Raw genomic sequence first — 22490 nt, 5'->3', positions numbered from 1 at the left:
GAAAGGGAAGAATTTTCAAAAGGGCGCGTTCGGCTTTGATGGCCGGCGCGCCCTTCGTCTATGATGAGCCGCCGATTCACCTCGCGCGGATGCGTAACCCCTGTATCCACGGACCCATACCCATGCCCGACGCCCCTTCCGAGTTCCGATATAAGCGCGTCCTGCTGAAGGTCTCGGGCGAGGTCCTGATGGGCGAGCAGTCCTATGGCATCGACATGAAGACCGTCGACGTCGTGGCGGCCGCCGTGGCCCAGGTGGCGCGCGAGGGCGTCGAGATCTGCCTGGTCATCGGGGGCGGCAACATCTTCCGCGGCCTGTCCAAGGCCGCTGCGGGCATGGACCGCGCCAACGCCGACTACATGGGCATGCTGGCGACGATCATGAACGCCCTGGCCATGCAGGGCGCGCTGGAGAAGATCGGCGTCGATACGCGGGTCCAGAGCGCCATCCCGATGGCCGCCATCGCCGAACCCTACATTCGCCGTCGCGCCATGCGTCACCTGGAAAAGGGCCGGGTGGTGATCTTCGCCGCTGGCGTGGGCGCCCCCTTCTTCACGACCGACTCGGGCGCCGCGCTGCGCGCCGCCGAAATGGGCTGCGACGCCCTGTTGAAGGGCACCAGCGTGGACGGCGTCTATACCGCCGATCCCAAGAAGGACGCGACCGCCACCCGCTATGAAACCCTGACCTATCAGGACGTTCTGGCCAAGGACCTGCGCGTCATGGACGCCTCGGCCATCGCCCTGATGCGCGACAGCGACATCCCGATCGTGGTCTTCTCGATCCGTGAGGAAGACTCGCTGCGCAAGACCCTGCGCGGCGAAGGCACCTTCACCGTCATCACCAACAACAAGGCCGCCTGAGCGGCCCTCGACCCGAACGACCAGACCAAGGAAACCACCATGGCCAAGCCCGAGTTGAAGACCTATCGCGAACGCATGGACAAGTCCGTCGCGGCGCTGAAGGAAGACTATGCCGGTCTGCGCACGGGCCGGGCCAACTCGGGGCTGCTGGATCCGGTTCAGGTCGAAGCCTACGGCTCGACCTCGCCGCTGAACGCCGTGGCCGCCATCAGCGTGCCGGAGCCGCGCATGATCTCGGTCAGCGTCTGGGACAAGAGCATGGTCGTGGCGGTCGAAAAGGCCATTCGCGCCGCCGGCCTGGGCCTGAACCCGATCGTGGACGGCCAGACCCTGCGTATCCCGGTGCCGCCGCTGACCGAAGAGCGCCGCAAGGATCTGGTCAAGCTGGCCGGCAAGTACGCCGAGCAGCAGAAGATCGCCGTGCGCAACGTGCGTCGCGACGCCAACGACGACCTGAAAAAGGCCGAAAAGGCCACCGAGATCAGCCAGGACGAACAGAAGAAGATGGAAGCCGAGGTCCAGAAGGATACCGACGCGGCCATCAAGCGCATTGACGAGGCCTTGAAGGCCAAGGAAGTCGAGATCATGCAGGTCTGACGCAGACACGCGCGTCAGGAGGGATCTTACAATGTCGGCCGAGACCGTCGCCACGGCGCCTGAGAGGGGGCCTCGTCACGTCGCCCTGATCATGGACGGCAACGGTCGCTGGGCCGAGCGTCGCGGCTTGCCGCGCGTCATGGGGCATCGCGAGGGCGTTCAGGCCCTGCGCCGCACGATCAAGGCGGCGCCGGACTTCGGCGTCCGCTGCCTGACTGTGTTCGGCTTCTCGACCGAGAACTGGAGCCGTCCGGCGGACGAGGTGTCGGACCTGATGGGTCTGGTCCGTTCGTTCGTCGGCAGCGACCTGAAGCGGCTGGAGGCGGCGGGCGTGCGTATTCGCGTCCTGGGCCGTCGCAAGGGCCTGCCCGCCGACATCGCCGCCATCGTCGACCGCGCCGAGGCGCAGACCGCCCACAATGACCGCTTCCTGCTGCAGGTGGCGTTCAACTATGGCGGCCGCGCCGATCTGGTGGACGCTGCTCAGCGGCTGGTCGACCAGGCCCGCGCGGGACAGTTCACGGGCGAAGTGACCGAGGACGACCTCGGGGCCGGCCTGTCGACGGCTGGGGCGCCGCCGGTGGATCTGATCGTGCGGACCTCGGGCGAACAGCGGCTGTCGAACTTCCTGCTGTGGGAAGCCGCCTACGCCGAACTGGTGTTCCAGGACATCCTCTGGCCCGACTACGGCGCCGAGGCCCTGGGCGAGGCGGTCGCTCTCTATGGCAATCGCGAGCGGCGGTATGGGGGGCGTGACGCCTTGCCGGATGCGGCGCCGAAGACGGCGGCAGGCTGATGGCGTTGAAGATCGGTGACATTGGCCTGAGAGCGGCCTCGGCCGTAGTGCTGGCGCCGGCGGCTGTTCTGGCGACCTGGGCCGGGGGCGGCTGGTTTTGCGCCCTGGTGGTGGCGGCTTGCGGCCTGCTGGCGTTTGAATGGGCGCGGATGAGCGCCCCGCGCTTCTGGCGTTCGGTCGGCGTCGCCGTGGCTGTGGCGCTGATTACGGCGGTCATCGCCGCCCATATCGGCCAGATGTCGTTGGCGCTGATTTTGCTGGTCTTCGGGGCTCTGGCGGCCGGGCTGTTCGCGCGGTCACGCGGAGCCGAGGCGATGGATGCGGCCTATGGCGTCCTCTATCTCGGCTGGCCGTGCGTCCTGCTGATCTGGCTGCGCGATCTGAACGCGGCGCAGGGGCTCTACTGGACCGTGCTGGTCTTCGCCGTGGCCTGGGCCTCGGACATCCTGGCCTATCTGGTCGGCAGCGCCGTGGGCGGGCCCAAGCTGTGGCCGCGCTTTTCACCCAACAAGACCTGGTCCGGCTTCATCGGCGGTCTGATCGCCGGGATGATCGCCGGCGCGGCCATGGCGGGCTGGCTGGACATGGGCCGGTTGAACATCTTCTGGGGCGGCGTCCTCGGCTTGGCGGCGGCTCTGGCCACCATGGCGGGCGACCTGTGGGAATCCGCCCTGAAGCGCCGCTTCGGGGTCAAGGACGCGGGCAATATCATTCCCGGCCACGGCGGACTGCTGGACCGGGTCGACGGCCTGATGTTCGCGGTCGTGGTCGTGGCGGCAGGGCGCGTGATCGTCCTGATGCTGGAGCGCGGCGCATGATCGCCCGCAAGGTCAGCGTCCTGGGCTCGACCGGCTCGGTTGGGACGTCCACGCTGGACCTGATGGATCAGGCCGAGCAGGCGGGCTCCGGCGCGTTCCAGGTCGAGGTCCTGACCGGCGGGAACAACATCGCCCGCCTGGTCGAACAGGCCCGACGCTGGCGGCCCCGACTGGCCGTGACCGCCGATCCGGCGCGTCTGTCGGAACTGCGCGAGGCGCTCGCCGGAACGGATGTCGAAGCGGCGGCCGGACCCGAAGCCATCGTCGAGGCCGCCAGCCGGCCTGTGGACTGGGTCATGGCGTCGATCGTCGGCGCTGCGGGGCTGCGGTCCGCCTGGGCGGCGGCCGGCACCGGCGCGACCCTGGCCCTGGCCAACAAGGAAAGCCTGGTCTGCTGCGGCCCGGCGCTGATCGAACGGGTCAAGCGCAGCGGCGGCAAGCTGATCCCGGTCGATTCCGAGCATTCCGCCATCTTCCAGGTCTTTCCGGCCGAAGCGCCCGAGCAGGTGTCGAAGCTGGTGCTGACCGCATCCGGCGGACCGTTCCGCACCCTGCCGCGCGAGGCCATGGGCCGGATCACGCCGGAGCAGGCGGTGGCCCATCCGAACTGGAGCATGGGCGCCAAGATCTCGGTCGACAGCGCCACCATGGCCAACAAGGGTCTGGAACTGATCGAGGCGGCCTATCTGTTCGGCATGAGCGGCGAGCGGATCGATGTCGTGGTCCATCCGGAATCAATCATCCACAGCCTTGTGGAATATGTGGATGGTTCGACCCTGGCTCAGATGGGGCCTCCGGACATGAAGACGCCGATCGCCTGCGCCCTGGCCTGGCCGGACCGCCTGGCGTGGCCGGCGCCCAGGCTGGATCTGGCCGCCCTGGGGCGGCTGACCTTTGAAGCGCCTGACGAGACGCGGTTCCCATTACTGCGGCTCGCGCGTGAAGCCCTGGCGGCGGGGGGCGCGGCGCCCATCGTCTTCAATGCGGCCAACGAGGTGGCGGCCCTGGCCTTCCTTGACCGCCGACTGGGCTTTCTCAATATTGCCGCAGTCGTCGCCGACACCTTGGAACGTGCGACGAACGCGGGGGTGAGTTCCGGTTCCGACGACGCCTGCGACGCGGCACTGGCCGTGGACGCCATGGCCCGGCGGATTGCGAACGACATCATCGCCTCGCTCGCGATTGCTGCCTGAGGGCGACAGGAGACATGATTGGGATGCTAGGTGTTCTTGGGCAGGCCCTGATCTATGTCGTGCCGTTCCTGCTGGTGCTGACCCTGGTCGTCACCATTCACGAACTGGGGCATTTTCTGACCGCGCGCGCCTTTGGCGTGAAGATGGAGCGCTTCTCCATCGGCTTTGGCCGCGCCATCTTCCGGCGCACCGACAAGCAGGGCGTCGAATGGCGGCTCGGCTGGCTGCCGCTGGGCGGCTACGTCAAATTCGCCGGTGATCTGGACGCGACGGGCGTGCCGGACAAGGCGGGTTTGGACGCTCTGAAGAACGAAGTCGTCGCCGCTCACGGCCCCGGGGCCGAGAAGGACTACCTGTATTTCAAGCCCTTGTGGCAACGCGCCCTGGTCGTGGCGGGCGGTCCCTTCGCCAATTTCGCGCTGGCCATCTTCATCTTCACCCTGCTGTTCAGCCTGGTCGGCGTCGAGCTGCGCCCCGCGCGGGTCGTGCAGGTGCAGCCGGAATCCCCCGCCGCCGCCGCCGGCTTCCAGCCCGGCGACCTGATCACCCGCGTCAACGGCAAGCTGATCGCCGACGGCGGCGAGGTGACGCGCGTCGTGGCCCTGAGCAGCGGCGATCCGGTTCAATTCACGGTCGAGCGCGCGGGCGCCGACGTGCAGTTGACCGCCACGCCAGAGCGTCGGGTCGAGAATGATCCCATCGCCGGGCGGGTCTCGGTCGGTCGCATCGGCCTGGGTCTTGGCTCCAGCCGCGCTGAGGTGCGCCATGTCCGCTATGGGCCGGTCGCCGCCGTGGGGCAGGGGTTCAAGGAAACCGGCGCCATCCTGAGCACGACCTTCACCTATATCGGCCGCATCTTCACCGGCCGCGAATCGGGCGACCAGTTCAGCGGCCCCCTGGGCATCGCCAAGGCTTCGGGCGCCCTGACCAACGCCGCCGTGGCCGCCAATCCCGATCCTCTGGCGATGGCGGGAAATCTCCTGCTGACGCTGACCAGCTTCGCCGCCATACTTTCGGTTGGAATCGGCTTTCTTAATCTGCTGCCTGTTCCGGTTTTGGATGGGGGGCATCTGATGTTCTACGCCTATGAGGCGGTGGCGCGCAGGCCCGTGGCGGCCAAGGTGCAGGAGGCGGGATATCGGGTCGGTCTTGCTTTGCTTGCCAGTTTAATGTTGTTCGCGACCTGGAACGACCTGCAGAAACTCAATCTCTTCAAATTCCTCGGCGGGCTCGTCTCGTGAGCCGACGCCAGCCCCCGATGGTTCCCCGAATGATTCAGAACGACAGTCGCCTCATGATCCGAACCCGTGGCCGTATTCTTGGACCCAGCGCCCTGGTGCTGGCCGTCGCCGCCGGACTGGCGGGACCCGCGTTGGCGCAGACGGCGCCCGCTGCCGCTCCGGCGGCACAACAGGATCCTCAGGTCGTCGTTACGGCTCCGCCCGAAGAACGCGCGCTCGTCAACCGGATCGTCGTGCGCGGCAACCAGCGCATCGACCAGACCACGGTCCTGTCCTATTTGCCGATCCAGCCGGGCGACACCATCGACGCGGCCACGATCGACGTGGCGGTGCGGACCCTGTCGCGGACCGGCCTGTTCGCCAACGTGCAACTGGGCCTGCAGGCCAACGGCGACCTGATCGTCGAGATCGCGGAAAACCCGATCATCAACCAGGTGACGTTCGAGGGTAACAAGGCCCTCACCGAGAAGAAGCTGACGGACGAGGTCACGATCAAGCCGCGCGGCATCTACACGCGCGCCCGCGTTCAGGAGGACGTCGGCAAGATCGTTGAACTCTATCGTCTGTCGGGCCGCATCTCGGCGACCGTGACGCCGAAACTGGTTCAACTGGATCAGAACCGCGTCGACGTGGTGTTCGAGATCGACGAAGGGCCGGAGACCGGCGTCGCCGCCATCACCTTCCTGGGCAACACCGCCTTCTCGGACACCGACCTGCGCGACGTCATGGTCACCAAGCAGTCCAGCTGGTGGCGCCTGTTCAGCTCGAACGACAATTACGACCCGAACCGGCTCGACTATGATCGCGAGCAACTGCGGAAATTCTATACGAACCGCGGCTATTACGATTTCCGCATCCTGTCGTCGGTGTCGGAGCTGAAGCCCGACAACAGCGCCTTCGGCATGACCCTGACGGTGGATGAAGGCGATCGCTACAACTTCGGCGAGGTCAAGGTCGTCACCGAGAACGATCGCCTGAACGCTGACTTCCTCAAGCGCCTGCTGCCGATCCGCTCGGGCGATCTGTACGAGAGCGATCGTATCCAGAGCGCGGTCGACACCCTGACCTTCGCTGCAGGTTCGGCAGGTTACGCCTTCGTCGAGATCAACCCGACCTATCGCGCCAATCCCGATACCGACACGGTCGATGTCACCTTCAACGTGAAGGAAGGCCAGCGCGTCTACATCGACCGCATCAACGTGGTCGGCAACACGCGGACCCTGGACTCGGTCATTCGCCGCGAACTGATGGTCGGCGAGGGCGACGCCTTCAACCGCTCGCTGGTCGAGCGGTCGCGCAACAATCTGCGCGCCCTGGGCTTCTTCAAGGACGTCAAGATCGAGGAGACGCGCGGCAGCGCGCCGGACCGTTCGGTCGTGAACGTCACCGTTGAGGAACAGCCGACCGGCGAACTGTCCGTCGGCGCCGGCTTCAGCTCGGTCGACTCCTTCGTGCTGAACCTGGGCATCACCGAGCGCAACTTCCGCGGTCGCGGCCAGAACGTGGTGGCGCGCGCCGAGTGGGGTTCGCTGCGTCAGCAGATCGACTTCCGCTTCACCGAGCCGAAGTTCATGGGGCGTGACCTGCGGGCTGGTTTCGACCTGTTCCACACCCGTTACGACCTGAGCGAATATTCGTCCTACGACTACCGTTCGACCGGCGGCGGCCTGCGCCTCAGCTACCCGCTGAACGGCTATTCCTCCTTCAGCGTTCGCTACTTCCTGAAGTCGGATGAAGTCATCATTCCGGCGGGCTACTGCTCGGGCACGGGGTCGTCGGCGCTGTGTGATCAGGCGGGCGCGTTCCTGAACTCGTCCGCCGGCTATACGCTGGTGGTCAACCGTTTGAACGACCCTGTGCGGCCGACGCGCGGATGGTCGGCGTCCCTGCGTCAGGACTTCGCCGGCATCGGCGGCGACGTGAACTATCTGAAGACCGAGGCCGACGCCTCCTGGTATTACGGCATCCGTCCGAACTGGGTGGTGAGCGTCCAGGGCTCGACTGGCTACGTCTCTGGCTGGAACGGCGATCCCATCCGCATCAACGACCGCTTCTTCAAGGGCGGCAACACCTTCCGCGGGTTCGAGACGGCCGGCATGGGCGCGCGTGATCTGAACACGACCGACGCCCTGGGCGGCAACTTCTACGCCATCGGCACGGTTGAACTGACGGTGCCGAACTATCTGCCTGACGAATACGGCATCAAGACTTCGCTGTTCGCCGATGTCGGCACCCTGGGTCTGCTGGACGACCGCTATATGGTCGACACCGTCACCGGAGCGCCCAATCCGAACATCGTCGACAACCTCGCCCTGCGGGCCGCGGCCGGCGTCAGCATCCACTGGCGTTCGCCGATGGGACCGATCCGTTTCGATCTGTCCAAGGTCCTGTCGAAGGAAGACTACGACAAGACCGAAACCTTCCGCTTCTCCACCTCGACCCAGTTCTAACCGCAGCCTTCCAGACTGCTCAAAGGTTCAAGATGAAATTGTTTGCTTTCGGCGCCGCCGCCCTTGTTTCGCTGACCGCTTCGGCGGCCATGGCTCAGTCGCAAGGCCCGGCCAACCCTGGTCCGGCCATCCCGGGCGTCTGCGTCTATTTCAACCAGCAGGCGCTGGCCCAGTCGACCGTCGGCCAATCGGTGCAGACCCGCATGGAGCAGCTGGCTCAGGAAGTTCAGGGCGAAATCGCTCCCTACGCCACGCAACTGCAGACCGAGTATCAGGCGCTGCAGCAAGGCGCCTCGACCATCCCGGCTGACCAACTGAACCAGCGTCGCCAGGCTCTGCAGCAGCGTGCCCAGGAAGCCCAGCAACTGGAGCAGACCCGCGACAACGAGCTGCGCTACACCCTGGGCGAGCAGCGCAAGAAGATCTCGGAGGCCATCGAGCCGATCCTGGTCGCCGTCTATCAGGAAAAGGGCTGCGGCATCCTGGTCGACCGCGAGAGCGTCTTCATCATGAACCCGGCCATGGACGTGACGCCGCTGGTCATTCAGCGCCTGAACACGGCTCTGCCGACGCTCAGCTTCAACCGTATGCCGGTTCCGGCTCAGCCGCAGTCGTAAGACGGGCCATGCCCGATCCGAGGTTCTTTCAGGCCCTGTCGCCCCTGACGGTCGCCGCCCTCGCCGAGCAAATCGGCGGGGAGGCGGTCCGGGGCGGCGAGGTCGTCATCTCGGCCGTTGCGCCCCTGTCCTCAGCGGACCGGGGCGCGATTGCGTTTCTGGGCGACCGGAAATTCGCGGCGGCCCTGGCTGAAACACAGGCCGGCTGCGTCATCGTGCCGGCCTCGGCGGTCGAGGCGGCGCCCGAGGGCGCGGCGGTGATCGTGTCCGGTGAGGCCCAGGCCGCCTGGGCGCGAGCCTCGGCCTTGCTGCACCGGCCCGTGCGGCTGGATCGCGCGGCGAGCGTCGCCGACGTGGTCGAGGACGATAGCGTGGTCCTCGAGCCGGGCGTGGTGCTGGGCGAGGGTGTCCGCATCGGTCGCGGCAGCCGCATCGGCGCCAACACCGTCATCGGTCCCGGCGTCCAGATCGGTCGCGACTGCCTGATCGGTTCCAATGTCACCATCAGCTTCGCCCTGCTCGGCGACCGGGTGAAGCTGCTTTCCGGCGCCCGCATCGGCGAGGCGGGCTTCGGCGCCGCCGGGTCGAAGGCGGGGCCGGTGGACATTCCGCAACTGGGCCGCGTCATCCTGCAGGATGGCGTCACCGTCGGCGCTAACTCCTGCATCGACCGCGGCGCCTATGGCGATACCGTCATCGGCGAGAACTCCAAGATCGATAATCTGGTCATGATCGGCCACAACTGCGTCATCGGCCGCAACAACCTGATGGCCGGCCACGTCGGTCTGGCGGGGTCGGTGACGACCGGCGACAACTGCATCTTCGGCGGTCGCGCGGGCGTGGGCGACCACATCACCATCGGCGAGGGCGCGCGCGTCGCGGCCGGCGGCGGCGTCCTGGCCGACGTGCCGCCGGGCGAGACCTGGTCGGGCTATCCCGCTAAACCCCTGCGCCAATCCTTGCGCGAAGCCATCTGGCTGGCCAAACAGGCGTCCCAGAAAAAGGGCGCGAAAGAATCATGAGCGACGAAAACAAGATCGACTATGCCGAAGTCATGCGGCGCCTGCCGCATCGCTACCCCTTCCTGCTGGTCGACAAGGCCGAGGACTTCGTGGCGGCGACATCGATCGTCGGCATCAAGAACGTCACGCATAACGAGCCCTTCTTCCCCGGCCACTTCCCGATCGATCCGGTCATGCCGGGCGTCCTGATCGTCGAGGCCATGGCTCAGACCGGCGCCCTGCTGATGTCCAAAAGCTTGGATGTTGCGGTGGCCGACAAGGTCATCATGTTCATGTCGATCGACGGCGTGCGCTTCCGCAAGCCCGCCCGTCCGGGCGACCAGCTGCGGATGGAGGTCAAGGTCATCCGCGCGCGCGGCGACGCCTACAAGTTCCGCGGCGAGACCTTCATCGACGGCAAGCTGGCCGCCGAAGCCGAGTTCATGGCCATGGTCGTGACCGTGGCGGAGCCCGCCCAGTGACCATCCATCCGACCGCTGTCGTCGACGCCTCGGCCCAGATCGCCGACGGGGTCGTGATCGGCCCCTGGTGCATCGTCGGCCCGGGCGTGACCCTGGCCGAGGGCGTCAAGCTGGTCAGCCATGTCGTGGTCCAGCAGGACACCAGCGTCGGCGCGCGGACGGTGATCCATCCCTTCGCCGTCATCGGCGGCGACCCGCAGCACAACGGCTACAAGGGCGAGCCGGTGCGGCTGGAGATCGGCGCGGACAACGTCATCCGCGAGCACGCCACCTTCAACCGGGGCACGCCACAGGGTACGGGCGTGACGCGCGTCGGATCGAACGGCCTGTTCATGACCGGCGCCCACGTGGGCCACGACTGTGTCGTCGGCGACAATGTCGTCATGGCCAATAACGCCACCCTGGGCGGTCACGCCCAGATCGGCGACAAGGTCTTCCTGGGCGGCCTCTGCGCCGTGCATCAGAACGGTCGGGTGGGGCAGGGCGCCATCGTCGGCGGTCTGGCCGCCGTGACGCGCGACGTCATCCCCTACGGTTCGGCCTGGGGCAATCACGCTAGCCTGCACGGGCTCAACCTGATCGGGCTGAAGCGCAAGGGTTACGGCAAGGACGCGGTGCGCCGTCTGCTGGCCGCCTATCGCGACCTGTTCGAGGGCGAGGGCGTCTTCGCCGAGCGTTTGGACCGGGTCGAAACGACCTATGCCGACCTGCCCGAGATCATGGAGATCGTCGCCTTCATCCGCGACGGCGCCAAACGGCCGCTCTGCCTGCCGGGCAAGGAATGACAACCGGACCCAAGCTGGCCCTGATCGCCGGCGGCGGCGACCTGCCGGCGCGTATCGCGGCGCGGTGCGAGGCCGAAGGGCGGGCGGTCTTCATCATCCGCCTGGCGGGGTTTGCCGACGAGCATCTGGTGCGCTGGCCGGGCGCCGAGTTCGGCATGGCCGAGATCGGCCGCATCCTGAAGACGATGAAGGCCGAGGGCTGCGAGGCCGTTTGCCTGGCTGGCTATGTGAACCGACCTGATTTCAAGAACTTGAAGCCTGATTTTAAGGGCGCGACCCTGCTGCCCGGCATCGTGGCGGCGGCGACCAAGGGCGACGACGCCCTGTTGCGCAAGATCCTGTCGGTGTTCGAAGCCGAGGGTTATGCGGTCGAGGGCGCGGACGACATTCTGGGCGGCGAGGCCCTGGCGCCCGGCGCGCTTGGCGCGGTCAAGCCGACCGAAGAGCAGCTTCAAGACCTGAAGAAGGCGCTGCACGTCGCTGAAAAATCAGGCGAACTGGATATCGGTCAGGGCGCGGTCGTCTGTGACGGCCTGGTGCTGGCGGTCGAGGCGCAGGAAGGCACGGACGAGATGCTGCGCCGCGTGGCGGGTCTGCCCGCCGACCTGCGGGGCGCGCCGGGCGCGCTGAAGGGCGCATTGGGCAAGGCGCCCAAGCCGATCCAGGACCTGCGGGTGGACATGCCGGTCATCGGCCCAAGAACGGTTGAACTGGCTTCCGCCGCCGGTCTGGCGGGCATCGGCGGCTTCGCCGGGCGGTTGATCATTATCGACCATGAGGCTCTGGTTGAGGCGGCCGACCGCCTGGGCCTGTTCGTCTGGGGCGTGGCCAAGGCCGAGAAATCATGAGCCGCCCGCTGAAGATCATGCTGGTCGCCGCCGAGGCGTCCGGCGACGCCCTGGGCGCGAGTCTGGCCCACGCGCTGAAAATGGGTCTGGGCGCTGATGTGGCCTTCGTCGGCGTCGGCGGGCCCAAGATGGCGGCCGAGGGCGTGGTCAGCCCGTTCGACATCGCCGAGCTATCGATCCTTGGCTGGATCGAGGGTCTGAAGGCCTATGGCCTGGTCAAGCGCCGGGTGGCCGACACGGTCGAACTGGCTAAGGCCGAGCGGCCGGACGCCGTGGTCCTGATCGACAGCTGGGGCTTCACCATCCGTGTGGCCAAGGCGCTGCGCGAGGTCCTGCCGGGCGTGCCGCTGATCAAATATGTCGGGCCTCAGGTCTGGGCCTCGCGTCCGGGCCGGGCCAAGACCCTGGCCGCCAGCGTGGATCACCTGCTGTCGCTCTACAGCTTCGACGCGCCCTGGTTCGAGCGCGAAGGCCTGCCGACGACGGTCGTGGGGTCTCAGGCCCTTCATGTGGACATGGCCAACGCCGATGGCGCCCGGTTCCGCGCCGCGCGCGGGATCGCCGCCGACGCGCCCCTGCTGCTGGTCCTGCCGGGCAGCCGCCCCAGCGAGATCATGCGTATGACGCCCGTCTTCGAGGCTACGGTGAAGCGGTTGAAGGCGACGGACTCGTCGCTGGAGGTGGCCGTCGTCGCCGCCGGCACGGTCGCCGCCGATGTGGCCGGCCGTGTCGCCGCCTGGCCCTTCCGCGCCCATCTGGTGCAGGAGGCCGACAAGTATGATGCGATGAAGGCCGCGAACGTCGCCCTGGCCACCAGCGGCACGGTCTCGACCGAACTGGCGCTTGCGGGTGCGCCCATGGTCATCGCCTACCGGATCGACGGGCTGTCCTATCTGCTGATGAAGAACCTGGTGACGGCCAAGCACATCACCCTGTTCAACATCGCCGCCGACGATCGCATCGCGCCCGAGTTCATCCAGAACGACGCCACGCCCGAGAAGCTGACCGAGGCGGTCGGGCGTCTGCTGACGGACCCGCAGGTCGCCGCCGATCAGGCCGCGCGCCAGACAGCGGCGCTGGACCTGATGGGCCGCGGCGGCCCCGATCCGTCCGAGTTGGCGGCGGATGCGGTGCTGAGAGTGATCGCCGGTCGGAAGGGCTAGGCAGCGCTTGTGCCCCTTCGCTCAGTAGCCATAACGATGATCACTGCTCTGGTCGGCGGGTGCTTTCCAGGTAACGAGTTTGAGGAGCCGGCTCCGCGCGACATGATCGTTGTCGCAGCAGCACGGTGTGGGATTCCGAACTTTGAGCCGACCCCGCGTGGTGATGGGTTTGCAGCCTACGTGAATGACAACGTGCCGAACCGCGATGCGAAAGAAGCCTGCATCATTGAAGATGTGGAGCAGCGGCAGGGGTATCGGATCGAACGATAGCCTTTGGCTTAGAGGGCGTGTCCCACCCGCCACCGACGGCTTGAGTGCTATCGTCGTCGCAACCGCCTAGCGCGTCATCCAGGGCTTGTTCGAGCCGGACTTCACCGTGACCGACTTGTCGCGCTGCAGGCCGCCTTTCTGGGGCGGGCCGGAGCGGGCTTTCAGCGCGGCCTGTTTCAGACGCAGTGCGCGCTGGGCCGGGGTTTCTGCGGCGGGGGCGTCGTCGTTCTGGTCGCTCATGGTCGTTTCCTAGCACAGCGGAGCCGTTTCAGCGGCCTGCTTCCGTGAACAAAAAACGCCGGAGCGAAAGCCCCGGCGTTTTTCATCTTTGTTGGGCTGCGGTCAAAAGGCTGCGCCTTTTCGATCCGACGCAGCCATTCTCCTGGGCTGCGGTCAGGAGACGAAGTCTCCTCGACCCGACGTAGCCTGGTGATCAGCCGCGCTGTTCGATCGGCACGTAGTCGCGTTGCGTCGGGCCGGTGTAGAGCTGACGCGGGCGACCGATCTTCTGCGAGGGATCGGCCATCATTTCCTGCCACTGCGAGATCCAGCCCACGGTGCGGGCCAGGGCGAACAGGACGGTGAACATGGTGGTCGGGAAGCCCATCGCCGACAGGGTGATGCCCGAGTAGAAGTCGACGTTCGGGAACAGCTTGCGCGAGGTGAAGTATTCGTCCGACAGGGCGACGCGCTCCAGTTCCTTGGCGACCTGGAACAGCGGATCGTTCTCGCGGCCCGTGGCGGCCAGCACTTCATAGGCCGACTGCTGCATGACCTTGGCGCGCGGGTCATAGTTTTTGTACACGCGGTGGCCGAAGCCCATCAGCTTGTAGCGTTTGTCCTTAACGCCCTGGATGAACTCAGGAATACGGTCCGGCGTGCCGATTTCCTTGAGCATGTTCAGCGCCTCTTCGTTGGCGCCGCCGTGCGACGGGCCCCACAGGCAGGCGATGCCGGCGGCGATACAGGCGAAGGGGTTGGCGCCCGACGAACCGGCCAGGCGGACGGTCGAGGTCGAGGCGTTCTGCTCGTGGTCGGCGTGCAGGGTGAAGATGCGGTCCATGGCGCGAACCAGGGCCGGATCGACATGATAGTCCTCGGCCGGAACGGCGAAGCACATGCGCAGGAAGTTCTCGGCGTACGACAGGTCGTTGCGCGGCGAGATGAAGGGCTGGCCGACGTGGTACTTGTAGGCGCGGGCGGCGATGGTCGGCATCTTGGCGATCAGGCGAATGGCCGAGATGTCGCGCTGCACCGGATCATGGATGTCCAGGCTGTCGTGATAGAAGGCCGACAGGGCGCCGACGGTGCCGACCATGATCGACATGGGGTGGGCGTCGCGGCGGAAGCCTTCGAAGAATCGGTCGAACTGAGCATGCAGCATGGTGTGCCGCGTGATGCTCTCTTCGAACTTCGCGTATTGCGCGGCGGTCGGCAGTTCGCCGTGCAGCAGCAGGTGGCAGACCTCGATGAAGTTCGATTTCGACGCCAGTTGGTCGATCGGATAGCCGCGGTGCAGCAGGACGCCTTCGTCGCCGTCGATGAAGGTCAGGGCGCTTTCGCACGCCGCCGTCGAGGTGAAGCCGGGGTCAAAGGTGAAGGCGCCGGTCGCGCCGTACAGCTTGCGGATGTCGATGACGTCCGGCCCGGTGGAGCCCGCGAGGACGGGAAGTTCGACGTTCTTGTCGCCGTAGGTGAAGGTCGCCGTGCCGGCGGGTTTCGCTTGTTCAGTCATCTAGGCCCCTTATTTTTCTTCGGGCCGGGCGCGGGGAGGCGTCCAGCCTGCATGGTTATGGGTGATCACTTAGTCTGTTGCAGCGCATCATCCAAGCGCCCCAGACCTTCGTCGCGCCCCAAGGCCGCCAGAATTCGCGCAATGTCGGGCGACACAGAGCCGCCAGTCAGGACGCCGCGCATCGAAGGGCCTATTTTTCCGAAACCTACGCCTTCTTCCTCGGCAAAAACCTTAAGTTCGGCTTCGAGGGCGAAAACGTCCCAGCTCTGGAAAAGGCGGAGTCGTTCACGGAGTCGTGAAATACGTTCGCCGCCTTCACCTTCCAGCAGGGTCCGGGTTTTGTCGTCCAGAACCAGGGGGCGAGCCTTCAGCGCGAACTCGGTCTGGGTCGCCAGTTCCAGGATGGTCTTGGCGCGATCCTTGACGAAGGGCATGGCGCGCAGCAGGCGGGCTTCGTCGTCGGGTTGCAGGGCGCGGCCGGCCGCCAGATGGGCGTCCAAGGTCAGCTTGGCCAGGCGGTCGTCTTCGGTCAGCCGGATCCAGTGGGCGTTGACGTGGGCCAGCTTGTCGAAGTCGAGGCGGGCGGGCGCCTTGCCGATTCCCGGCAGGTCGAACCACTCGATGGCCTGTTCGTCGCTGAACAGCTCATGGTCGCCGTGGGCCCAGCCCAGACGCGCCAGATAGTTGCGCATGGCCTCGGGCAGATAACCCATCTCGGCGTATTCATGCACGGCCTGGGCGCCGTGCCGCTTGCTGAGCTTGGCGCCGTCGGGGCCGTGAATCAGCGGAATGTGGGCGAAGGTCGGCCGGGTCCAGCCGAGGGCGTCATAGATCAGGCTCTGGCGGGCGGCGTTGTTCAGGTGGTCGTCGCCGCGAATGACGTGGGTCACGCCCATGTCGTGGTCGTCCACCACCACGGCGAGGTTGTAGGTCGGGGCGCCGTCCGAGCGCAGGATGACCAGATCGTCCAGAGACGCCGAATCCCATCGCACAGCGCCCTGAACCGCATCCTCAACCACAACGGCCTGATCCAGCGGACGGCGGAAGCGGATGGTGTGGGGCTTGGCCAGGTCGTCGACGCTCGGCTCGCGGTCGCGCCAGGGCGAGACGAAATCGCGCCCCTCGGCCTTGGCCTGGTCGCGCAGGGCGCCGGTTTCATCGGCGGTCAGATAGTCGCGGTAGGCATGTCCCGAGGCCAGCAGTTGCTCGGCGACCTCGCGGTGGCGGTCGGCGCGGGCGAACTGGAAGACGGGCTCCTCGTCGCCGAACAACTCCAGCCAGGACAGGCCGTCGAAGATGGCCTTCACGGCGTCGTCGGTCGAACGCTCGCGGTCCGTGTCCTCGACGCGGATCAGGAATTTCCCGCCCCGGCTCTTGGCGTACAGCCAGTTGAATAACGCGGTTCTCGCCCCGCCGATATGCAGGTAGCCTGTCGGCGAGGGGGCGAAGCGGGTGACGACTGTCGAGGAGGGGGAGGTCATTCAGGAGGGGTCCGTTGCGGAGGCCCTTATACGCCCGCGCGCGCCAAAGCGAAGCCTTGCCGTAAGGGTTATTGAGGCTCTGCGCGATGAAGTCGCGGACCAGACGGATCGGTGGCGGTTGTGGGCGCCGGTCTTCTTTGGCGGCGGGTGCGCGGCCTATTTCGTCCTGAGGAGCGAGCCGGCGGGATGGCTGCTGATGTTTGTGGCGATTCTGGCGGGCGGGATGTGGCTGGCGGGGAGGCGGCTGGGACTGGCGCGGCGCTGGACCTTGATCTTGCTGATGCTGGCCTGTCTGTGCGGCGGGGCGGCGGTGGCCAAGCTGCGGACCGAGGCGGTCAGCGGGCCGATTGCCCCGGCGATGGCTCGCCCGACCGTGGTCGAGGCCTGGGTCATGGATGTCGACAGCCCCGGCGAGCGTGGCGCGCGAATCGTCGTGGCGCCGGTGCGGATCAGGGGACTGACGCCCGAGGCGACGCCGGTGCGGCTGCGGGCCACGGTGCGGGGCGAGCCGCCGGCGCCGGGGACGGCGGTGCGGCTCTATGGCATTCTGAACCCGCCGCCCGCGCCGGCCAGTCCCGGAGCCTATGACTTCGGCCGCAACGCCTTCTTCCAGGGCATGGGCGGGACGTTGTTCGCTCTGGGCCAGACGCGGCCGACGGTCCTGCCTGAACCGCCGTGGCGGGTGCGGGTGGCGATGAAGGTCAATGCGGCCCGCTATGCTTTGGCCCAGCGCATCGTGGCGCGGCTGGGCGAGCGGACGGGCGGGATCGCCGCCGCCATGACCACGGGGCATGAGACCTGGATCGGGCGCGAGGATCTGGACGCCATGCGCGATTCCGGGTTGGCGCATATCCTGTCGATCTCGGGCTTGCACATGGCCATCGTCGGGGGCTTCGTCTTCTTCGCGGTGCGGCTGGGCGTCGCAGCCTGGCCGTGGCTGGCGCTGCGGGTGTCGGGCAAGAAGGTGGCGGCGGTGGCGGGTCTGATCGCGGTCGGGACCTATCTGGTGGTGTCGGGCGCGCCGCCGCCGGCCGAGCGGGCGGCGATTACGGCCTCCATCGCCTTTGTCGCCATCCTGCTGGACCGACAGGCGGTGACCATGCACGCCCTGGCGGTGGCGGCCTTCGCCGTGCTGTTACTGCAGCCCGAGGCCATCGTCACGCCGGGGTTCCAGATGTCGTTCGCGGCGACAGCGGCTCTGGTGGCCCTGGTCGAGGTCTGGCCGCGTCGGATCAAGGAGATTGCAGCGCCCTGGCCCATCGTGGCGACGCAGCGGCTGGGCAGCTGGTTGCTGGCAGCCTGCACCGCCAGTCTGGTGGCGGGCATGGCGACGGGACCGTTCGCCATGCAGCATTTCAACCGGACGGCGGTCTATGGGTTGGTCGCCAATCTGGGCACGGCGCCGATTGCGGACTTCATCCTGATGCCGGCGTTGGCCTTGGGCGCTGCGCTGGAGCCGTTGGGGGTGGGCGCGCCCTTCCTGTGGCTGGCGGGCAAGGGCGTGGAGATGATGCTGGCCATCGGCCACTGGACGGCGGGGCTGCCGGGGGCGGTGCAGACGGTGGCCAGCGCGCCGGCGGCGGCCTTGCCAGTCGCCTTTCTCGGTATCCTGTTCATCTGCCTGTGGCGGGGGCGGCTACGCTGGCTCGGTCTGCCGCTGGCGGCGGCGGTGCTGGTCTGGCCGCGCCCGGCCGCGCCTGACCTGTGGATCGGCGACGGCGGGACCAATGCGGCCTTTCATCAGGCGGGCGAGGCGGTCGTGGTGCGCCCCGGCGTGCGACAGTTCGCGGCGGACCTGTGGTCGCGGCGGCGGGGGCTGACGCTGACCCCGAGGCCGGACGAGGGCTGGACCTGCAAGCGGTCGTCCTGCGCGCCGGAAACCAGCAAGGCCGGGCCGGTCGCCCTGTGGTGGGGCAAGAAGGCGCCGTCGAGCGAGCAGTTGGAGGCGATGTGCCGTGCGGCAGAGGTCGTCAGCAGTCGGGCCGAGCTGGCGTCGCTGCCCGCCTCATGCGCCGGACGACTGGTGCTGGACGGCGTGGATTATGGACGCGGCGGCTCCGTTGAGCTGTGGCGCGTTGGGGCGGGCTGGAAGGCGGTGTGGGCGGCGGAGGTCAGGGGCGAGCGGCCGTGGACGCGGCAGCCCGATCCCGACTTCAGTGATAGCGGCGGATAAGGCCGACCAGCTTGCCCTGAACCGCGACCTGGTCCGAGCCGTAGATCTTGGTCTCATAGTTGCGGTTGGCGGGTTCCAGCGCGATGGAGGCGCCCTTCTTGCGCAGGCGTTTCAGCGTCGCCTGTTCGCCCTCGACCAGGGCCACGACGATCTCGCCGGACGAGGCGTCGGCGGTCGATTTGATGATGACCATGTCGCCGTTGAGGATGCCCGCCTCGATCATCGAGTCGCCCTCGATCTCGAGCAGATAGTGTTCGCCCGCGCCCAGCATGGCTTCCGGCACCGGATAGCGGGCGGTTTCATGCTCGATGGCGTCGATGGGCGTGCCGGCCGCGATCTTGCCCATCATCGACAGTTCGCGGGTGTCGTTGGCCGGTTCAGCCGCCTTGGGACGACCGCCGCCCTCGATCACGCCGGGCTTGAAGCCCGCGTGGCCGCGCGGCGCGCCGGCCGTGGCCTGTTCAGGCAGCTTGGTCACTTCCAGCGCGCGGGCGCGATGGGCCAGACGGCGGATGAAGCCGCGTTCCTCCAGCGCCGTGATCAGGCGGTGGATGCCCGACTTGGACGCCAGATCCAGCGCCTCCTTCATCTCGTCGAAGGAGGGCGAGACGCCCGTTTCCTGAATCCGTTCGTGAATGAACATCAGGAGTTCGTGCTGCTTCTTGGTGAGCATGGGCGCAAGGCTTCCAGAACAAGGCGTGAACCGTCAGCGATGTTCTGTAAGTGTTCTTGCTGAATGTCAACTCGACCGCGTTCAACTGACGCAGGCGCTCGAACCAATGGCAGAGGGATTTCCGCCGGCAGGAGGTTTTGCCACTCACAGCAGTCCCTCTGGATGTCGCCTAAAGGTGGACAGCGGTACTTCAGCGCCGCACGGTGAGGTATGCGGTCTTCAGCTATTACACCCCTCGCAGTCTCCATCGCCGCACTCGCAGCGTGTTCTGCTCCGGTTGCCAACGCGCAATCAGCTTTGGAACAAGGCTTCTCTGGAGCCCTTCGTGGCTGTGAGGAATGGATTCTAAACCCAGAAAGCTGGATCGACGGCCCGGCACCTTTCATGTCTACGGTGGGGCTGGGCGACAAGATGGGCCTGGTTGCGCAGGTCGATGAGGCTTCGCTTCCACCCCCGCCACTCCGTCGCGGAAACCGCTATTGGCGCATCAACTCAACGGACGCCGCTGGCTACGTCCTGGTCGTCTCCGACCAAATGCCCATCTGCCACATCACGGGCGGCGGAAATGTAGATTTGCAGCCTGTAGTTGAAGCCGTTCTTACGTCAGCAGAGTTTGCGGGCCGTTGGGAAACGGTTGAGCGAGCTGAGCGGGGCAATATGGCGACGACATCGTTCCGGAACCGGACGGATCCGTCCCTGTCAGCGGTCGTCAGCCGGGCTAGTGGGCCGGGCGCGAGATTGGACCGCGTCCAAGTCTTGGTGACGGCCACCTACGAAACGCAGAACTAGACTCTGCTTCAATGCCGTGCGCGCAAACGTCCGCAAAGGGTCGACTGCGGACGTTCCCCGGCCAAGCCGATATCCGACATTAGCTCAGCGACAGCAGGGCCTTCGTCGCCGCCTCAACATCGTCCTGACGCATCAGGCTTTCGCCGACGAGGATGGCCTGGGCGTGGGCGTCGGCGACGCGCTGGACGTCGTCGGGGGTGAAGATGCCGCTTTCGGCCACCAGCAGGGCCTTGACGGGGCTGAGCATGGACAGGCGCTCGGTCGCGTCGAGGTCGACCTCGAAGGTGCGCAAGGAGCGGTTGTTGACGCCGACGAGGTCGCCTCCGAGCGCGCAGGCGCGGGCCATTTCGGCCTCGTCGTGGGTCTCGATCAGGGCGTCCATACCGAAGCGCTCGGCCTCGGCCAGCAGGTCGGCGGCCAGGGCGTTGTCGACCATGGCGAGGATGATGAGGATGCAGTCGGCGCCCAGGGCGCGGCTCTCGGCCACCTGCCAGGGATCGACCAGGAAGTCCTTGCGCAGGCATGGCAGGGCGACCGCGTCGCGCGCGGCGGCCAGGAAGGCGTCGTCGCCCTGGAAGCTGGGGCCGTCGGTCAGGACGGACAGGCAGGTGGCGCCGCCGCGCTCATAGGCTTTGGCCAGCGCGGGCGGGTCGAAGTCGGCGCGGATCAGGCCCTTGGACGGGCTGGCCTTCTTGATCTCGGCGATCAGGGCGGGCCGGCCGGTATCCTCGGAGACGCGTTCCAGGGCGGCGCGGAAGCCGCGCGGGGCCGAGGCTTCGCGGGCGAGGGCCTCGATGGCGTCCTGAGAGGTCGCGGCCTTGCGGGCGGCGACTTCGTCGCGCTTGTAAGCGGCGATCTTCGCCAGAACGTCGGTCATGCGGCCTCAGGTACAATGGGAGTGTTGGTGACGCGCACCAGGGTTTCCAGCGCAGCAGCCGCGCGACCGTCGTCGATGACGGCAGCGGCCAGTTCGGCGCCTTCACGCAGATCGGCGGCGCGGTCGGCCACGACCAGGGCGGCGGCGGCGTTCAGCACGACGATGTCGCGATAGGGGCTGTGTTCGCCGGCCAGCAGGGCCTTCAGCGCCGCCGCGTTGTAGTCGGCGTCGCCGCCGCGCAGATCGTCCAACGTCGCCAGCGGTAGTCCGGCGTCGGCGGGGGTGACGGTGAAGCGGCGGACGGCGCCGTCCTTCCACTCGGCCACTTCGGTCGGGCCTGTGGTGGTCAGTTCGTCCAGACCCTGACCGTGGACGGTCCAGGCGCGCCGCGCGCCGAGGCGGCCCAGGACCTCGACCAGAGGCTCCAAGAGGGCGGGATCATAGACGCCCATGACCTGCCGCGTCGCATGCGCCGGATTACAAAGCGGCCCCAGAAGGTTGAAAACCGTGCGGAAACCGATCTCGGCGCGGACCGGGCCAACGTGGCGCATGGCCCCGTGATAGGTGGGGGCGAACAGGAAGGCGATGCCGGCCTGATCCAGGGCGCGGGCCTGTTGCGCGGGCGTGGCGTCGAGGTTGACGCCGAGCGCGGCCAGGACATCGGACGAGCCGGACTTGGAGCTGATGGCGCGATTGCCGTGCTTGGCGACCTTGAGCCCCGCGCCGGCCAGGACGAAGGCGGCGGCGGTCGAGACGTTATAGGTGTGCTGGCCGTCGCCGCCGGTGCCGCAGGTGTCGATCACCTCGTCGAAGGGGTGGTCCAGCGACAGGGCGGCGTCGCGCATGGCGCTGGCGAAGGCGACGATCTCGTCCACCGTCTCGCCGCGGATGCGCAGGGCGGTGACGGCGGCGGCGACCTGTGACGGGGTCGGCTCGCCGCGCAGGCAGGCGGAGAAGAAGGCGTGGGCTTCATCCGGCGTCAGGACGCGGCCGTCGACCAGCTTGGCCAGCAGAGGCTTGAAACCGTCGGCCATGATCAGACCGTCGTCCGACGCTTGACGCCCGCCAGATCCAGGAAGTTGGCGATCATGTCGTGGCCGTGCTCGGTGGCGATGGACTCCGGGTGGAACTGGACGCCGTGGATCGGCCGGGTGCGGTGGGCCAGGCCCATGATCTCGCCGTCGGCGGTCCAGGCGGTGACTTCCAGCTCATCCGGCAGGGTTTCGCGGCGCACGGCCAGCGAGTGGTAGCGGGTGGCGGTGAAGGGCGAGGGCAGGCCCTTGAACACGCTGCGGCCCTCATGAAGGATAGGCGAGGTCTTGCCGTGCATAAGAGTCTTGGCGCGGATCACCTCGCCGCCGAAGGCCTGGCCGATGGCCTGGTGGCCCAGGCAGACGCCGAAGATGGGCATGTCCAGCGGCGCGGTCGTGATCAGCGGCAGACAGATGCCCGCCTGATCCGGGGCGCAGGGACCGGGCGACAGCAGCACGGCTTCGGGCTTCAGTGCCCAGGCTTCGTCCACCGTCAGGTCGTCGTTGCGGATGACGTGCGTCTGTGCGCCCAACTCCGCGAGGTAGTGGACGAGGTTGTAGGTAAAGCTGTCGTAGTTATCGACGACGAGGATCATGGCAGGGTTCT

General features: G+C 67.1%; 22 protein-coding genes. 15 read left to right on the top strand and 7 right to left on the bottom strand.

The window, feature by feature from the left end:
* The first annotated feature begins 122 nt into the window (after nt 1–122).
* From pyrH to AC3IS2_RS07580, 14 genes are read left to right on the top strand one after another with little or no spacing between them, the layout of a single operon-like run.
* Nucleotides 123–863: a UMP kinase gene (gene pyrH / locus AC3IS2_RS07645; protein ID WP_489200058.1), complete on the top strand. Its 741-nt coding sequence runs from the start codon at nt 123–125 to the stop codon at nt 861–863.
* Between the two features lie 39 nt (nt 864–902).
* Nucleotides 903–1460 carry a ribosome recycling factor gene (gene frr, locus AC3IS2_RS07640; RefSeq protein ID WP_489200056.1) on the top strand — a complete coding sequence of 186 codons (558 nt, stop codon included), beginning with the start codon at nt 903–905 and terminating at the stop codon, nt 1458–1460.
* Nucleotides 1461–1491: 31 nt separating this feature from the next.
* Nucleotides 1492–2256, top strand: coding sequence for a polyprenyl diphosphate synthase (gene uppS / locus AC3IS2_RS07635; RefSeq protein WP_489200055.1), 765 nt, complete (start codon nt 1492–1494; stop codon nt 2254–2256).
* Nucleotides 2256–3074: a phosphatidate cytidylyltransferase gene (locus AC3IS2_RS07630; RefSeq protein ID WP_489200053.1), complete on the top strand. Its 819-nt coding sequence runs from the start codon at nt 2256–2258 to the stop codon at nt 3072–3074. The genes uppS and AC3IS2_RS07630 overlap by 1 nt, the downstream gene beginning before the upstream one ends.
* A complete protein-coding gene (dxr, locus tag AC3IS2_RS07625; RefSeq protein ID WP_489200051.1) occupies nt 3071–4267 on the top strand; it encodes a 1-deoxy-D-xylulose-5-phosphate reductoisomerase in 1197 nt (398 codons plus the stop codon). Before AC3IS2_RS07630 ends, dxr begins: the two co-directional genes overlap by 4 nt.
* 23 nt (nt 4268–4290) lie before the next feature.
* Entirely contained in the window at nt 4291–5508 is a 1218-nt protein-coding gene (locus tag AC3IS2_RS07620; RefSeq protein ID WP_489200050.1) for a M50 family metallopeptidase, read from the top strand.
* A 53-nt stretch (nt 5509–5561) separates the two neighbouring features.
* Nucleotides 5562–7958, top strand: a complete 2397-nt coding sequence (bamA, locus tag AC3IS2_RS07615; protein WP_489200049.1) for an outer membrane protein assembly factor BamA — start codon at nt 5562–5564, stop codon at nt 7956–7958.
* 32 nt (nt 7959–7990) lie between these two features.
* The gene (locus tag AC3IS2_RS07610; RefSeq protein WP_489200048.1) at nt 7991–8575 is read left to right on the top strand and encodes an OmpH/Skp family outer membrane protein; all 585 of its coding nucleotides are present in this window, start codon (nt 7991–7993) and stop codon (nt 8573–8575) included.
* 8 nt (nt 8576–8583) lie between these two features.
* Nucleotides 8584–9597 (top strand): UDP-3-O-(3-hydroxymyristoyl)glucosamine N-acyltransferase, encoded by a 1014-nt coding sequence (lpxD, locus tag AC3IS2_RS07605; RefSeq protein ID WP_489200046.1) that lies wholly within the window; start codon nt 8584–8586, stop codon nt 9595–9597.
* Nucleotides 9594–10058 (top strand): 3-hydroxyacyl-ACP dehydratase FabZ, encoded by a 465-nt coding sequence (gene fabZ / locus AC3IS2_RS07600; RefSeq protein ID WP_114816288.1) that lies wholly within the window; start codon nt 9594–9596, stop codon nt 10056–10058. The genes lpxD and fabZ overlap by 4 nt, the downstream gene beginning before the upstream one ends.
* Nucleotides 10055–10843, top strand: coding sequence for an acyl-ACP--UDP-N-acetylglucosamine O-acyltransferase (lpxA, locus tag AC3IS2_RS07595; protein ID WP_489200045.1), 789 nt, complete (start codon nt 10055–10057; stop codon nt 10841–10843). The genes fabZ and lpxA overlap by 4 nt, the downstream gene beginning before the upstream one ends.
* On the top strand, nt 10840–11691 hold the full coding sequence (gene lpxI, locus AC3IS2_RS07590) for a UDP-2,3-diacylglucosamine diphosphatase (RefSeq protein ID WP_489200043.1): 852 nt from the start codon (nt 10840–10842) through the stop codon (nt 11689–11691). Before lpxA ends, lpxI begins: the two co-directional genes overlap by 4 nt.
* Nucleotides 11688–12854: a lipid-A-disaccharide synthase gene (lpxB, locus tag AC3IS2_RS07585; RefSeq protein WP_489200042.1), complete on the top strand. Its 1167-nt coding sequence runs from the start codon at nt 11688–11690 to the stop codon at nt 12852–12854. The genes lpxI and lpxB overlap by 4 nt, the downstream gene beginning before the upstream one ends.
* A gap of 36 nt (nt 12855–12890) precedes the next feature.
* Complete coding sequence (locus tag AC3IS2_RS07580) at nt 12891–13124, top strand: hypothetical protein (RefSeq protein WP_489200041.1); 234 nt, start codon at nt 12891–12893, stop codon at nt 13122–13124.
* Nucleotides 13125–13190: 66 nt separating this feature from the next.
* Here the strand turns inward: AC3IS2_RS07580 and AC3IS2_RS07575 are convergent, their stop codons facing one another.
* The 3 genes from AC3IS2_RS07575 to gltX all read right to left on the bottom strand — a co-directional run bounded on the left by AC3IS2_RS07575 (nt 13191) and on the right by gltX (nt 16340).
* On the bottom strand, nt 13191–13364 hold the full coding sequence (locus AC3IS2_RS07575) for a hypothetical protein (protein ID WP_489200040.1): 174 nt from the start codon (nt 13362–13364) through the stop codon (nt 13191–13193).
* Nucleotides 13365–13557: 193 nt separating this feature from the next.
* Nucleotides 13558–14859 (bottom strand): citrate synthase, encoded by a 1302-nt coding sequence (gltA, locus tag AC3IS2_RS07570; RefSeq protein ID WP_489200039.1) that lies wholly within the window; start codon nt 14857–14859, stop codon nt 13558–13560.
* Between the two features lie 65 nt (nt 14860–14924).
* Complete coding sequence (gltX, locus tag AC3IS2_RS07565; RefSeq protein WP_489200038.1) at nt 14925–16340, bottom strand: glutamate--tRNA ligase; 1416 nt, start codon at nt 16338–16340, stop codon at nt 14925–14927.
* Nucleotides 16341–16536: 196 nt separating this feature from the next.
* On the opposite strand from gltX, the gene AC3IS2_RS07560 reads away from it, so the two are divergent.
* The gene (locus tag AC3IS2_RS07560; protein WP_489200037.1) at nt 16537–18513 is read left to right on the top strand and encodes a ComEC/Rec2 family competence protein; all 1977 of its coding nucleotides are present in this window, start codon (nt 16537–16539) and stop codon (nt 18511–18513) included.
* Here AC3IS2_RS07560 and lexA read toward each other — a convergent pair.
* The 4 genes from lexA to AC3IS2_RS07540 form a co-directional block, all read right to left on the bottom strand.
* A complete protein-coding gene (lexA, locus tag AC3IS2_RS07555; RefSeq protein ID WP_178826469.1) occupies nt 18494–19186 on the bottom strand; it encodes a transcriptional repressor LexA in 693 nt (230 codons plus the stop codon). The genes AC3IS2_RS07560 and lexA overlap by 20 nt on opposite strands.
* A gap of 868 nt (nt 19187–20054) precedes the next feature.
* Complete coding sequence (trpC, locus tag AC3IS2_RS07550) at nt 20055–20852, bottom strand: indole-3-glycerol phosphate synthase TrpC (protein WP_489200035.1); 798 nt, start codon at nt 20850–20852, stop codon at nt 20055–20057.
* Complete coding sequence (gene trpD / locus AC3IS2_RS07545; RefSeq protein ID WP_489200034.1) at nt 20849–21886, bottom strand: anthranilate phosphoribosyltransferase; 1038 nt, start codon at nt 21884–21886, stop codon at nt 20849–20851. Before trpD ends, trpC begins: the two co-directional genes overlap by 4 nt.
* A gap of 2 nt (nt 21887–21888) precedes the next feature.
* On the bottom strand, nt 21889–22479 hold the full coding sequence (locus AC3IS2_RS07540) for an anthranilate synthase component II (protein WP_489200033.1): 591 nt from the start codon (nt 22477–22479) through the stop codon (nt 21889–21891).
* Nucleotides 22480–22490: the final 11 nt, after the last annotated feature.

This window comes from Brevundimonas sp. KH_025 (genome assembly GCF_057839885.1).
This window is presented reverse-complemented; position numbering and strand designations above follow the sequence as displayed.